Source organism: Streptomyces sp. 4F14 (genome assembly GCF_048159485.1).
Lineage (GTDB): Bacteria > Actinomycetota > Actinomycetes > Streptomycetales > Streptomycetaceae > Streptomyces.
The window spans coordinates 85,600-98,965 of the sequence record NZ_JBLRVY010000013.1 but is presented as its reverse complement, the minus strand read 5'-3'; the positions used below and the strand labels follow the sequence as shown (position 1 = coordinate 98,965).

The 13,366-nt window shown below is 72.7% G+C and carries 12 protein-coding genes and 1 riboswitch; of the genes, 2 read left to right on the top strand and 10 right to left on the bottom strand.

All coding sequences use genetic code 11. From position 1 onward, the window contains the following. Positions 1 to 88: 88 nt before the first annotated feature. Positions 89 to 2,287 (top strand): MMPL family transporter, encoded by a 2,199-nt coding sequence (locus ACLZOT_RS23380; RefSeq protein ID WP_416970981.1) that lies wholly within the window; start codon positions 89 to 91, stop codon positions 2,285 to 2,287. Here the strand turns inward: ACLZOT_RS23380 and ACLZOT_RS23375 are convergent. After that, entirely contained in the window at positions 2,284 to 3,420 is a 1,137-nt protein-coding gene (locus tag ACLZOT_RS23375) for a hypothetical protein (protein WP_416970980.1), read from the bottom strand. The two genes, ACLZOT_RS23380 and ACLZOT_RS23375, sit on opposite strands and share 4 nt — an antisense overlap. A gap of 92 nt (positions 3,421 to 3,512) precedes the next feature. Next, positions 3,513 to 4,538, bottom strand: coding sequence for a 3-oxoacyl-ACP synthase III family protein (locus ACLZOT_RS23370; protein WP_416970979.1), 1,026 nt, complete (start codon positions 4,536 to 4,538; stop codon positions 3,513 to 3,515). A 364-nt stretch (positions 4,539 to 4,902) separates the two neighbouring features. Between ACLZOT_RS23370 and ACLZOT_RS23365 the strand changes: the two genes are divergently transcribed. After that, positions 4,903 to 6,273 carry a class I adenylate-forming enzyme family protein gene (locus ACLZOT_RS23365; protein WP_416970978.1) on the top strand — a complete coding sequence of 457 codons (1,371 nt, stop codon included), beginning with the start codon at positions 4,903 to 4,905 and terminating at the stop codon, positions 6,271 to 6,273. Here ACLZOT_RS23365 and ACLZOT_RS23360 read toward each other — a convergent pair. The 8 genes from ACLZOT_RS23360 to ACLZOT_RS23325 form a co-directional block, all read right to left on the bottom strand. After that, positions 6,177 to 7,835, bottom strand: coding sequence for an acyl-CoA oxidase (locus ACLZOT_RS23360; protein ID WP_416970977.1), 1,659 nt, complete (start codon positions 7,833 to 7,835; stop codon positions 6,177 to 6,179). The genes ACLZOT_RS23365 and ACLZOT_RS23360 overlap by 97 nt on opposite strands. Then, positions 7,825 to 8,820 carry an ACP S-malonyltransferase gene (locus ACLZOT_RS23355; protein ID WP_416970976.1) on the bottom strand — a complete coding sequence of 332 codons (996 nt, stop codon included), beginning with the start codon at positions 8,818 to 8,820 and terminating at the stop codon, positions 7,825 to 7,827. Before ACLZOT_RS23355 ends, ACLZOT_RS23360 begins: the two co-directional genes overlap by 11 nt. A 203-nt stretch (positions 8,821 to 9,023) precedes the next feature. Further along, positions 9,024 to 9,794: an ABC transporter ATP-binding protein gene (locus ACLZOT_RS23350; protein ID WP_416970975.1), complete on the bottom strand. Its 771-nt coding sequence runs from the start codon at positions 9,792 to 9,794 to the stop codon at positions 9,024 to 9,026. After that, a complete protein-coding gene (locus ACLZOT_RS23345) occupies positions 9,791 to 10,801 on the bottom strand; it encodes a FecCD family ABC transporter permease (RefSeq protein WP_416970974.1) in 1,011 nt (336 codons plus the stop codon). The genes ACLZOT_RS23350 and ACLZOT_RS23345 overlap by 4 nt, the downstream gene beginning before the upstream one ends. After that, positions 10,798 to 11,781 (bottom strand): ABC transporter substrate-binding protein, encoded by a 984-nt coding sequence (locus tag ACLZOT_RS23340; protein ID WP_416970973.1) that lies wholly within the window; start codon positions 11,779 to 11,781, stop codon positions 10,798 to 10,800. The genes ACLZOT_RS23345 and ACLZOT_RS23340 overlap by 4 nt, the downstream gene beginning before the upstream one ends. Before the next feature lie 100 nt (positions 11,782 to 11,881). Next, positions 11,882 to 12,079: riboswitch (cobalamin riboswitch) on the bottom strand. Then, on the bottom strand, positions 12,077 to 12,205 hold the full coding sequence (locus ACLZOT_RS23335; RefSeq protein WP_416970972.1) for a hypothetical protein: 129 nt from the start codon (positions 12,203 to 12,205) through the stop codon (positions 12,077 to 12,079). It overlaps the preceding riboswitch by 3 nt. 233 nt (positions 12,206 to 12,438) lie before the next feature. Then, positions 12,439 to 12,828: a hypothetical protein gene (locus tag ACLZOT_RS23330; RefSeq protein WP_416970971.1), complete on the bottom strand. Its 390-nt coding sequence runs from the start codon at positions 12,826 to 12,828 to the stop codon at positions 12,439 to 12,441. Then, positions 12,825 to 13,346 (bottom strand): GNAT family N-acetyltransferase, encoded by a 522-nt coding sequence (locus tag ACLZOT_RS23325; RefSeq protein WP_416970970.1) that lies wholly within the window; start codon positions 13,344 to 13,346, stop codon positions 12,825 to 12,827. Before ACLZOT_RS23325 ends, ACLZOT_RS23330 begins: the two co-directional genes overlap by 4 nt. Positions 13,347 to 13,366: the final 20 nt, after the last annotated feature.

Here is a 13,366-nt window from a genome sequence, read left to right as displayed (position 1 = left end):
CCTCCCCACTCCCGAGATCACGAAATGCGCGGCGCGAACCGCGGCCCGACACTGTGAGCCCGGGGGCCGCACGTGAGGAGCGTTCCGCATGGCCTCGTTGCTCTACCGCCTGGGCAGGCTGGCTTTCCGCCGGCGTTGGTACGTGGCAGTCTTCTGGATCCTGGTGCTGGTCGGTTTGGGCGCGGCCTCCGCGCAGGCTCCGGAAGCGCCGAACACGGCGTTCTCGGCTCCCGGCATCGAGGCCCAGCGAGCCTTCGACCTGATGGACAAACGCTTCCCCGGCGCCCAGGCGAACGGCGCGACAGCCCGCGTCGTCTTCGTGGCACCGAAGGGGCAGAAGGTCACCTCCGCCGAGAACAGGGCCGCCATCGACAAGGCCGTCACCCAGGCGGCCCAAGGGCAGCAGGTCGCCTCCGCGGTGGGCCCCTTCCAGGCGGGAGCCGTCAGCAAGGACGGCTCGACGGCGTACGCGACGGTCACCTACACGGTCGCCTCGGACGACCTCACGGACGCCGCGAAGGACACCCTGCGCGGCGCGGTGAGGACCGCGAGGGACGCGGGCCTGACCGTCGAGACCGGCGGCACGGCGCTCGCGGACTCGCCGAGTCCGGGCAGCACCGGAGAGATCATCGGCATCATCGTCGCCGCGATCGTCCTCCTCGTCACCTTCGGCTCGATGGCCGCCGCCGGCCTCCCGCTGCTCACGGCGGTGCTCGGCGTCGGCCTCAGCATCACCGCGATCACCACCCTGGCCAGCACCTTCGGCCTCACGTCGACGAGCAGCACGCTCGCCTCGATGCTGGGCCTGGCCTGCGGCATCGACTACGCCCTGTTCGTCCTGTCCCGGTATCGCGAGGAGCGCGCCAACGGTCACACGGAGGAGGACGCGGCGGGCCTGGCCGTCGGCACCGCCGGTTCGGCCGTCGTCTTCGCGGGCCTCACGGTTGTTATCGCGCTGGTCGGCCTGGCCGTCGTAGGCATCCCGATGCTCACCAAGATGGGCCTGTGCGCGGCGGGTGCGGTCGCTGTCGCCGTCCTCGTCTGCCTGACCCTGACCCCGGCGCTGATCGGGTTCTGGCCGCGCGCGGTGCTCTCGCGCCGCTACCGGCTCACCGGCCGGCGCGTGCAGGGCGTGTTCGGCAACCGGGGCAGCCGGTGGGCGGAGTTCGTGCAGCGCCACCCCTTCCCGGTCCGGTTCACCGCGATGGTCAGCCTGATCGTGCTGGCCATCCCGGTGCTGAGCCTTCAGCTCGGCATGCCCGGCGACGAGGTCAAGTCGACCGCGACGAGCGAACGCCGCGCCTACGACGACCTCGCCAAGGGCTTCGGCCCCGGCTTCAACGGCCCGCTGACGATCGTGGTCGACGCGCAGAAGGCGGGCGACCCCAAGGCCGCCGTCACGACGATCGAGGACCGGGTGAAGGCGACGAAGGGCGTCGTCTCGGTCACCGAGCCCCGTTTCAACAAGGCCGGCGACACCGCGATCTTCTCCGCCGTCTCCGCCTGGTCGCCGACGGACAAGAAGACCGAGGACCTCGTCCACACCATCCGCGACGACCGTTCGAGGACGATCGCCGGGACGGGCGCGACCTTCGAGGTCACCGGCACGACCGCGCTGAACATCGACGTCGCCCAGAAGGTGCAGCGCGCGCTGATCCCGTACCTGATCGTCGTCGTCGGGCTCGCGGTGCTCCTGCTGCTGATGGTCTTCCGGTCGATCTTCATCCCGCTGAAGGCGGCGGTGGGCTTCCTGCTCTCGGTGCTCGCCGCGCTCGGCTGCGTCGTCGCCGTCTTCCAGTGGGGCTGGGGCGCCTCGCTCCTGGGCGTCGAGTCCACCGGCCCGATCATGAGCATGATGCCGATCTTCATGGTGGGCATCGTCTTCGGCCTCGCCATGGACTACGAGGTCTTCCTCGTCTCCCGGATCCGCGAGGCGTACGTCCACGGGGAGGGCGCCGGCGAGTCCATCACCACCGGCTTCCGCTACAGCGCCCGCGTGGTGGCCGCCGCCGCGCTCATCATGATCTCGGTCTTCGCCGGCTTCATCACCGCCTCCGAGTCGATGATCAAGATGATCGGCTTCGGCCTGGCGGTCGCCGTTCTGTTCGACGCGTTCGTCGTCCGCATGGCCTTCGTCCCCGGCGTCCTCGCCCTCCTCGGCGACAAGGTCGACTGGCTCCCGAAGTGGCTCGACCGCATCCTCCCGGACCTCGACGTGGAGGGCGCGGCCCTCAGCCGCGCCCACCCCGCGCCGACCCCGCGGGCGGGGACGGGCGAACCCGACTAGCAGACGTTCTGCGTGCTGTTCACCAACTGGATGTTCCGGAACGTCGTGTTCGTCCCGCACGGATTCTCGGTGATCCGCGAGTTCGTCACCGTGAGGTTCTGTACGACGATGTCGGCGTTGTTCGGGAACTCCGAGCGGGCGGCGAGGCGGATCTCGCCGCCCCCGGAGACCGTCCCGCTCCGCGCCGCGAGGCTGACGTTGTAGCAGTTCTCGATCAGTACGGCGTTGTTGCCGGTGTTCGTGAGGCTGATCCGGTCGATGACCGCGCCCCCGCTCTCCGACACGCAGAACACACCGCGCCCGCCCCCGCGCGCGACGACCTCGCCGACCCGGATGTTCGTCGGGTAGGAGCTGCCGATCCGCCCGTTGCGGTTGGCCATCCGGAACGCGGCGTACCCGGTCCCGGCCCCGGCGCCGTCCGCGTCGACCTTCGTGACGTTCGCGTTGACGGTCTGGTTGAGCAGCAGCCCCGACTCGCCGACGTTGCGAGCGGTGACCGTACCGACCGTCAGCCCGTCCACCCCGTACGTCTCGACGGCGTGACTGGACGCCCCGGACACATACACGTTGTCGATGCGGACGTTGCGGGTCCACTCGGCGGTGTTGCCCCGGTTGTCGATGCGCACCCCGAGCCCGCGCGACAGGCGCATGTCGATCTGGCCGAGGACCACGTTCTGGACGTTGCGCAGGAAGATCCCGTACAGCGGGGAGCCGGTGAGGTTGAGGTGCTGGACCTCGATGTCGCGGGTGCCGCGCGAGTACACCGGCGCCTGGTCGCCCGAGCCGCTGCCGGTGACGTCGATCGTGCCGCACACGTCGAGGACGGTGTAGCTGGGCAGGGAGACGCGGGAGCCCGCGCCGATGCTGCCCGACCCCCGGACGACGACCCGTTCCTTCGACGTCCGGTTCGCCGTCAGGCTGTTGACCGCCGCCTGCATCGCGGCCCGCATGTCCGTGCCGGTGTAGCTGACCGAACTGCCGCGCCGGGCCGTCCAGGTGGAGCCGTTGAGGACGGCCTCGGCCTGGTACGAACCCTCGCCGCAGGCCGCCGCCGACGCCGTGGGGGAGTGGGTGAGGAGGAGCCCTCCGGTGAGGAGGGCGAGGGTCGACGCGGCGACTCCGAGTCTGCGCATGGTCGTCTCCTGTGGGGTGGGAGAAGTGCGGGTGGAAAGCGCTTTCCCCGGAGTGTGGCCAGTGCGCGTGCGTGCGTCAAGGGTTCGTAAAGTCAGTGCAGTTGAAGCTGGGTGGCGAGAGCCGGTGCGACCCGCACCGCCGACGCCCCGCTCCACCGCAGCAGCGTCGTCCCCCAGGTCACCCCGCCGCCGAACGCGATCAGGACCACCAGGTCACCGTCCCGCAGCCGCCCGTCGGACGCCGCCTTCGCCAGCGCGTACGGGATGTTCGCGGCACCGATGTTGCCCACCTCGTCGCCCACGACCACGAGTTGACGGTCCGTCACCCCCATTTCCCGGGCCGCCCGTTGGAGCAGCACCGGGTTCGGCTGGTGGGTGACGACGAGGGCCACCTCGTCCAGCGTGACCCGGCCCCGGCCCAGCGCCTGGGCCAGCATGCGCGGGAACACGTCCAGGATGAAGTCCCGGACTCCCTTGCCGTTCATGGTGATCCGCTGCCCCCGCGTCACGGGCAGCCGGCTGCCGCCCGCCGCGATCATCGCGTGATCGGCGTACCGCCCGTCCGAACCGAGCGTGAACGCCCCGAAACCCCGCCCCTCCGCGACCGGACCAAGCAGCGTCGCCGCCGCGCCGTCCCCGAACAGCGACGCGGTCGCCCGGTCGGTGGGGTCCACGAACTTCGAGTACGCCTCCACGCCCACCACCGCCGCGTACCGCGCCGACGGATCCTGGGCCAGCCAGTCCCGGGCCACCCGCGCCCCGAACAGCCAGCCCGAGCAGGCCGCCGTCACGTCCAGCGCCACCGCCTGCCGCGCCCCCACGAGCGCCTGCACCCGGCACGCCGTCGCCGGCCCCAGCTCGTCCGGCGTCGACGTCGCCACCACGATCACATCGAGCTGCTCCACCTCCAAGTGGGCCGCCGCCAGAGCCGACTTGAGCGCCGCCGCCCCCAAGTCCGACGCGGCCTCCTCCGGCGCGGCCGCATGCCGGGCCAGCACCCCCGTCCGCCCGGCGATCCACTCCGCCGACACCCCGGCCGCCACCGCGACCTCGTCGTTCGTGCGCCGCCGCGCCGGCAGATAGGAACCGGCGCCGACGACGCCTACGGGTACGTTCATCACGCGACCTTCCGGACAGAGGGCGGGAGCGGCGAACCGGCGCCGCACCTCTCGTTCTCGCACAGCACCGCGACGGCGTGCGAGGCACACACGGAGCAGTACGGCTCACGCCGGGCCCCGCGCGAGCCGGGGGCGCGCTCACGGGGGCGCCCGACGCGGGGCGGGAGCACGGCGCCGTCGGCGCGCGCCGCAATGCCGACCGTGCGTCCTTTACAGGCGGCGAGCAGGTGGTTTGACTTGGGGACGATCTCTTCTTCCCCCACATCACCTTCTCTCCTGCCCGTCGGGCGGCCCCTGGAGTTCCCGGCGGAAGCGTTCCTTGCGTACGACTGCTGCGTCTCACCATGCCGACCACGAAAGGCAGTTGACGTTGAGCACCCTCACGCTCGTCCCGCCCGAGGACCAGGTGGCCGACTACCTGAGCGACCGGGTCGACACAGACGCCGGGCAGCCGGTGCGCCGGCGGCGGCTCGCGGACGTGCGGGAGGCGTTCGCGGCCGCCGCCCTCCCGCCCGGCAGCCCGGTCCTCATCGCCGTCCCCGACCCCCACACCCAGCTCACCGCGTTCCTCGCCGCCCACTACGCGGGCCTGGTCCCCGTCCTGCTGCCCCGCGTCTGCCCCGAGCACCGGCGCCGCATCATCGCCGACGCGCTCGGCGCCGCCGCCCTCGCGACCTGCGCCCCCGACCTCGTCGTCCGCCGGATAGCCACCGCCCACCCGCGCGCCTACGAACCCGGCCAGGCGATCGTCATGACCTCCGCGACCTCCGGGACCCCGGCCGGCTGTCTGCACCGCGTCGCCGCGCTCTTCGGCAACGCGCGCCGGCACGCGGGCGCGATCGGACTGCGCGGCAGCGACACGGTCTGGCTCAACCTGCCCCTGCACTACTCCTTCGCGCTCGTCGCACAGGCCCTCGCCGGGGTCGCGACCGGCGCACGGCTCGTGCTCAGCGGGCCCCCGTTCGCGCCCGGCGCCTACCGCGAGGGCCTGCGCCGCCACGGCGTGACGGTGTCCTCCCTGTCCCCGTCCCTGGTCCGCTCGTTCCTCGACGACACCTACGAACTCCCCGCCTCCTTACGGGTATTGACCGTCGGCGGGGACTCCCTGGAGGCCACCCACGTCAAGGAGCTCCTGGCCCGCCACCGGGGCGGCGAGCTGTACCTCACGTACGGCCTCACCGAGGCGGGCCCGCGCGTCTCCACCCTCGCCGCGCACCGCGCGCCCCCCGAGCGGTACACCTCCGTCGGCCTCCCGCTGCCCGGCGTCGAGGTCGCCGTGCGCGGCGAGGGCGTCAAGGGGGAGCTGCTGGTGACGACGCCGGACGCGATGGTCCGGCGCGTCGGCCAGGGCACCGCCGGGCGCCGGGGACTGGTCGCGGCCGACACGGTCGCCACCGGGGACGTCTTCCGCGTCGACGAGAGCGGACACCTGTTCTTCTGCGGGCGGATCGCCGACTTCGTCGTCATCAACGGCGACCGGGTGTCCCTGCGCTGGGTCCGGGAACTGGTGGGCGCGCTGCCCGGGGTGCTGCACGTGCGCACCGAGATCGTGCAGGCCACGGCCGGCCGGGGCGGGATCGGACGGCCGCGCTACCGGCTGCACGTCACCGCCCGCGAGGCCAGCCAGGCGATCCGCGATCAGGTGACCCGGCGGCTCAAGGAGGTGCTGCTCAGGGTGGAGTTCCCGTGCGACGTGGTGGTGCGGGAGCCCCGCGCGAACGAGTTCGCGAAGTGATCCCACAGACTCGTGGCGTAGTCCTGGGCGCCGAGCGGGGGAGCGGCACCCGGCACGTCCAACTCGGTGATCAGATCGTCGAGTTGAGGCGTCAACTCCTCGCAGAGCCGGTCGATCGCCTCCGGGAGGGCGCGTACGTCGTCCGGGCCGAGGACGCCCGTCGCGACGAGACAGCCCGCCGCACGGTCGGCCTGGAGGAGCCCGAACAGGACCCCCAGCGGATGGTCCGCGAGGACACCCGCGAGGAGCGTCGCCGCCCTCGCCTCGCCGAGTTCCTTCAGCCGGCGCAGGTTCCCGGGTACGGCGTCCGCCGCGAGCCGCAGCTCGTGCGCGCGGGCCACCCCCGGCCACCAGCCCGGGTCGGTCAAGTCCCCCGGGATCACCGGCTGTTCGCCGACCGCACCGAGCGCCGCGCGCCCCGTGTCCAGGAGGATCAGCGCGTTGTCCCCGCCCGCGACGGTGAACGCCTGCGCCGCACCGAGATACCCCTCCACCAGGTTGACGTCGAGGAACCCGGCGAGCCCGCAGTGCCGCCGGCACACCTCGACGACCCGCACCGCCTCCTCGGTCGACGCCGCCTTCAGCAGCGCCAGCGAGGCGTCCACGGCGACCCAGGGCGAGAACGCGTCCTGCGCCGCCGCCGAACCCGACGCCCTCCTGCGCCACGCCGCCAACGCCGCCTCCGCCGCCCCCGTCAGCGCGTACGCCCCCGACAACGCCCCCAACAGGGCCCGCCGATGCGTGAGATGAGCGAGCAACGGCTCCCCCGACGGCGTCGTACGACGCTCAGCGAACCGGAGGGCCGAGACGGCCGCCCGGCGGGACATCGCGGCCATCGCGGAGGGCACCGTCGCCCACAGGGCCTGCCCGACGGACATGGTCCGCCGCAGCCGTGCGCCGGGTGAGCCCACGGGGTCGGTGAAGCGCCCGTCCGGTTCGATCCAGGCCCCGTCGGACAGCCAACGCCCGTACGGAACACGGCAGTTCCGGAACCGGATCAGCCCGTACTCCAGCGGCAGCGCGCTCGCCGCCAGCGGACCCGAGAGCTCCACGCCCGGCGCCGCCCGCTCGCCGTCCGTGAGGTCCACGAGGAACGTGAACGTCCCCCGGTCCACGCCCTCGACCACGGCCCGCGCGACGACCGCGCCGAACGTCGGCGGCCCGCCCGGCGTCACGCTGGAGAACTTCAGCGCGTCCGTGTCCGGGGTGTCGAGCACGAACTCCCTTGTCGTGAAGTCGAATTCGGCGGTCGTCCGGGCCCCGAGGTGACTGCCCGCGCGGCCCACCTCCGTCACCAGGAACACGCCCTTCGCCGCCCCCCGCTCCAGCGCCTGACGGTACGGCTTGAGGCAGGAGTCGTCGGTGCCGAAGGACACGACGGCGTTGAGGCACAGGACGTAGTGGTTGACCAGCGCCATGTAGAGCGCGGGCCGCCGCACCGCCGCCTCGGCCTGGACGGCCGCCAACCGGTCGATGTCGCCCAGCAGTTGCCCCGCGTCGCCCAGAACCGCCGTAAGGCGCAGCAGATCTGACGCGACGTCATCATTGCCGTCACCGGCCATTGGACACCCCCGTCGCCCACGCGAACCCGTCCGCGACCAGCGGCGCCACCGCCGCCACGTCCTGCCCCGCCTCCGTGAACAACTCCCGCGCGCTGCGCGTCAGCGCGCTCCCGGTCCCCGCCTCCAGCAGCACCGCGGGGCCGCCGCGCACCGCCTGCCGCAGCACCCCCGGCAGCCGGGCGGGCCGCGTCAGACCGTACGACAGGACCTCGCGGACGTCGTCGTCCGGGCGGTAGGCCCGGCCCAGCAGCGAGGAGTGGACGGGGAGGCGGGCGGCGCCCACCCGGACGTCCCGGATGCTCTCCACGAACCGCCGCGCGTCCGCCTCCAGTTCGGGGTGGTGGCACAGGAACGGCAGCCGGAGGCGGGCGACCGGCAGGGCCAGGCCCAGGAGGAGCTGTTCGGCGCGGTCGACCGTGTCCGAGGGGCCGGTGAGGATGACCCGGCGGTCGTCGTTGACGCAGGCCAGGGTCAGGCCGGGGAGGTCCAGGGCGGCGATGAGCCGGCCCGCCTCCGCCTCCGTGTCGCCGTCCGTCACCGGCGGCTCGACCAGCAGCATGCCGCCGGGGTGGCCGGTCAGGGCACGGGCGATCAGGCAGGCTATGCGGGTGCCGTCCGCGACGTCGAAGACGCCCGCCGCGACACAGGCCGCGATGTCCCCGAAGCTCATCCCGACCACCCGGTCCGGGGCCAGCCCCGAACGGCACAGCGCCCGGTGCACCGCCACCGAGCACGCGAACAGCGCGTACTGCGGCGTCCCCACGGGCCCTTGTGCGAGCTCCCGCGAACTCCTCAACTCACCGCTCAGCAGCCGCGACACGACCGGCGCCACCCCGAACTCCGCCGCCACCGGGTCCCCTTCGGCGGCGACCTCCTCCAGCGCCTCCTCCACGACGTCCTGCGCGTCCAGCGCTCTCAGCAGCGGCGCCAGCGTGAAATCCCCCTGTCCGGCGAAGGCATGGACCACCATCCGATCGGCCACCACGGCGACTCCCAGACTCGGCTGACTGTCTTTCGGGAAACAGGTCTCTCGTCCCCCGACCTCAGCACAGCGCGACCCGGCGGTGGCAGAGCGCGCGGCGGCACAGGGGAGCGACTCGGGCGCGCACGCCGGGTTTCGCGATGGCCGCAGCGCGTGCGCCCGGCTCACGCCGCTTCCTTGGGGCTGCCTTCTTGAGGCCGTTCCGCTTACGCCGGGCCCAGGAAGCGGATGTGCGGCCGGCCGTCCCGCGCCTCCTCGGTGACGGTGGCGCGCACGCCGTACACGTCCGCCACGAGTGACTCCGTCAGGACCTCGGCGGGTGTGCCGGCCGCGACGACCCGGCCCTGTTTCAGGACCGCCAGGCGGTCGCAGTACATCGCCGCGAGGTTCAGGTCGTGCAGGGCGACGACCGTCGTCACCTTCAGTTCCGTGATCAGGGTCATCAGGGCCAACTGGTGCTGGATGTCCAGGTGGTTGGTCGGTTCGTCGAGGAGGAGTTCGCGAGGGTCCTGCGCGAGCGCGCGGGCGATGTGCACCCGCTGGCGTTCACCGCCCGACAGAGAGTGCCAGGGCCGGTCCGCCTTGTCGGTCAGGCCGGTGCGCTCCAGCGCCGTCCGCACGGCGTCCTCGTCCCCCGGCGCGGCCGGGGCCCACGCCCTGCGGTGCGGGATCCGGCCCAGCCGTACGACGTCCACGACCGACAGCGCGACCTGCGTGTCCGCCTGCTGCTCGACGACCGCGACCCGGCGGGCGACCGCCCTGCGGCCCACCTCCGGCAGCGGGCGCCCGTCCAGGGTGACCGTGCCCGCGTCGGGGGCCAGGACGCCCGCGAGGATCCGCAGGAGCGTGGACTTGCCGGAGCCGTTCGGGCCCAGCAGGCCGGTGACCCGGCCCGGGCGGGGCGTGAGGGTGACGCCGTCGAGGATCAGGGTGCCGCCCGCCGTACGGCGTACCCGGTCGGCGTTCAGGCCGGTCATCGCGCGCCCTTCGTCCGGTACAGCACCGCCACGAACGCCGGGACACCGATCAGCGACGTCACGACCCCCACCGGGACCTCCTGCGGGGACAGCACCGTGCGGGCCAGCGTGTCGACCCACACCAGGAACACCGCGCCCGCCAGCGCCGTCGCCGGAAGCAGGCGCGTGTGGCCCGGGCCGGTCAGGGCGCGCGTCGCGTGCGGGAGGACCAGGCCGACGAAGCCGATCGCACCCGCCGAGCTGACCAGGGCCGCCGTCAGCAGGGCCGTCGTACACAGCAGGACCAGGCGGGTACGGGCCACGGAGACGCCCAGCGACGCCGCCGCGTCCTGCCCGAACGCGAACGCGTCCAGCGTGCGCGCCTGGCCGACGCAGACCAGCAGCGCCGCCGCCAGGATCGCCGTACCGACCGTGACGTCCGTCCAGTCCGCGCCGCTCAGCGAACCCAGCAGCCAGAACAGGATGCCCTTCGTGGTCTCCGCGTCCGCCGCCGTCATCACGATGAACGACGTCAGCGCGGAGAAGAGCTGCATCGCCGCGACCCCCGCGAGGACCACCCGGTCCGTCGTGCCGCCCAGCGTGTGGCTCAGCAGCAGGACCAGGCCGAACGACAGCACCGCGCCGATGAACGCGCCGCCCGACACGGAGACCAGGCCGCCGCCCGCGCCGAGGACGACGATGACGACCGCGCCCGTCGAGGCGCCCGAGGAGACGCCGAGGACGAAGGGGTCCGCGAGCGGGTTGCGCAGCAGCGACTGCATCACCGCGCCGCACACCGCGAGCCCGGCGCCGCACACCGCCGCGAGGAGCGTGCGCGGCAGGCGCAGGTTCCACACGATGCCGTCCCGCAGCGGGCTCAACTCCGTGTGGCCCCAGCCCAGATGGGACGCCACCGACGCCCACACGTCCGCGACCGCGATGTCCGCCGGGCCGATAGTGATCGCCAGCGCGACCGAGGCGGCGAGCACCGCGAGGCCGCCCGCGCCCAGCAGGAGACCCCGGGTCACCTGGACAGGCCGTACGTCCGCAGCGCCGCCGCGACCTTCTCGATGCCCTCGACCGTACGGATCGTCGGGTTCATGGCCTGGCCCGACAGCAGGACGTACCGCTTCCCCTTGACCGCCGTCATGTTCTTCGTGACCGGGTTCGACTCCAGGAACTCGATCTTCTTCGCGGCCGTCTCCGCCGTCTGCTGCTTGCGCGTCAGGTCGCCGATCACCAGGACCGCCGGGTCACGGTCCGCGACCGTCTCCCAACTCACCTGCGGCCATTCGTCCTTGGTGTCGTCGAAGACGTTCTTCGCGCCCAGCGTGCGGGTGATGACGCCGGGGGCCCCGCAGCAGCCCGCGAGGTAGGGGGACTGGGAGTTCGCGAACCAGTAGAGCAGGGTGACGTCCTGCGCCTTGAGGCCCGAAGTCGCCTTCTGCACACGGCCCTTGAGGTCCGCGACCAGCTTCTCGCCGCGCTCCTGCACGCCGAACAGCCGTGCCAGGTCCAGGACTTCGCCGTAGATCGCGTCGAGCGCCAGCGGCTGGGTGCGGGCGCCGTCGCCGTCACCGTCGTTGTCCTTGCCCACGCAGTCCGAGGGGGACAGGTACGTCGGTACGCCCAGCTTCTCGAACTGCTTCCTCGGGGCCACACCGCCCTTGCCGAGCGTCGACGCGAACGACGCCGCCACGAAGTCCGGCTCCGTGTCGAGGACCGTCTCCAGCGAAGGGGCGTTGTCCGCGAGGCGCTCGACCTTCGCGTTCTCCTTCTCCAGGCCCTTGGACACCGGGTCCGTCCAGGTCGCCGTGCCGACCATGCGGTCCGCGAGGCCCAGGGACAGCATGATCTCCGTCGTGCCCTGGTTCAGGGACACCGCGCGCTTGGGCGGGCTGTCGACGGTGACCTTCTGCCCGCAGTTCGTGAGGGTGACGGCGTCGGCCGCGGTCGCCTCGCTCCCGTCGGAGGACGTGCCGCACCCCGCGGCGAGGACAACGGACATGAGAGCCGGCACAGCAGGACGTGCGAGTCGCACAGAGCTTCCTTCGGCGTCGAGGGCTCGTACGCGAAGCCCGGTCGTACGGTCGCACTCCCGACCGCGGTCCCGGCCGGAAGCCGCCAGCAGGTCTTCGGACTCGGGATCGTCCAGCCGGGGCGCCTTCCCGGACACACCGTCCAGTGGCCTGCTGCCCCGCCCGTCACCCTCACCGCTGCGCGTCAGCTCCGGAGTCCCACCGGATTCCCTGACCCGTGCGCTCACCTGCACGCACGTGGGTTCGACTGGCCCTGGGAAGCTATCACACAGGGGGTTCGGGCCGTGCCCGCGCTGTGTTCCCCCACTCCCTCCCCAGCATCGCGTACACGTACTCGCTGCCCCAGCTCTCCCCGTTGACGTCGTTCTCGATCAGGTGGGCCTCCCGGCGCATGCCGAGACGCTTCCGTGGCGTAACCCCGGCCGCCGTACGCGGGGTTGAAGACCCAGCCGATCTCGGTCTGCCGGGCGTTCGCACTCCTCCCGGCTGAGTGGCGGCCGGTACAGATAGCGGGTGACCTCGTCGGGGTCGTCCGGGGTGAAGAGGCGGAGGTGGAGGCGGTCGGTGGTGAGGGAGGTCATCCGGGGAACGCAACTCCCGGTCGGTGGCCCGCGCTTGAGGATTCCTCAGGCGTTCGTGAGGGCGGCTTCGAGCGCCGGCCCCGTCATCTCGATGACGATCGCCCCCTCCCGCAGGCTCTCCGGCAGACGCGCGACATCCTCCTGCGCGCGGCACGCGACGTGACCGCCGGGCTCGACCACCACCGCACCGAGCCGCACCGCGAGTTCGGCGACGAGGCCGAACACCCCACCCGGCTGCGGGCGTTCCACCGTGATCCCGTACGCGTCGACGAAGAACTCCGCCTCGCCGCCGTCCTCCGCGCGCACCCAGTACTCCGCGTCCGACGGCTCCACCACCGCGTACGGCCCGAGAACGTCCCGTACGACGGCCGGATCGGGCGGAACGGTGCTCTCCCCGCCCTCGGCGAACCGGTAGATCGACGGACCCCAGCTCACACGTCCCCCTCGGCGGCCATGCTCCGCCGCCACCGCATCTCCCCCTCGTGCCACTCCCCGGTGGCGACGAGCCCTGCCCCCGCCGCCACGGCCGCGGACGCGGCATGCTCGGGATGAACATGCGCGACGACGGCCCGAACCGGCACCTTCCCGAGCCACCTCACCAGCCCCTTGGCCGCCTCGCCCGCGATCCCCCGCCCCTGCCACGGCGTCCCCACGACCCACGCGACCTCGGCGACGCCCCCGGGCACGACCGTCGCCTGCACGGTCCCCACCAGACACCCCTCCTCCCGCAGCCGGATCACCCAGTTCAACCACGAGACACCGGGCTCGGGACACCCCACGACCAACCGCCGGTACCGCCCCCGCAGTTCCTCCACCGTCTCCGGCGCCCCACCGATGAACACGTGCAACGCCGGATCGGCCAGCACCCCCGCCATCTCCTCGGCGTACTCGACCCGCAAAGGCACCAACTCCAGCCGCCCGGTACGAATCAACTCCGCCGAAACCCCGTTCACCTATGACGCCCCTTGTCCTG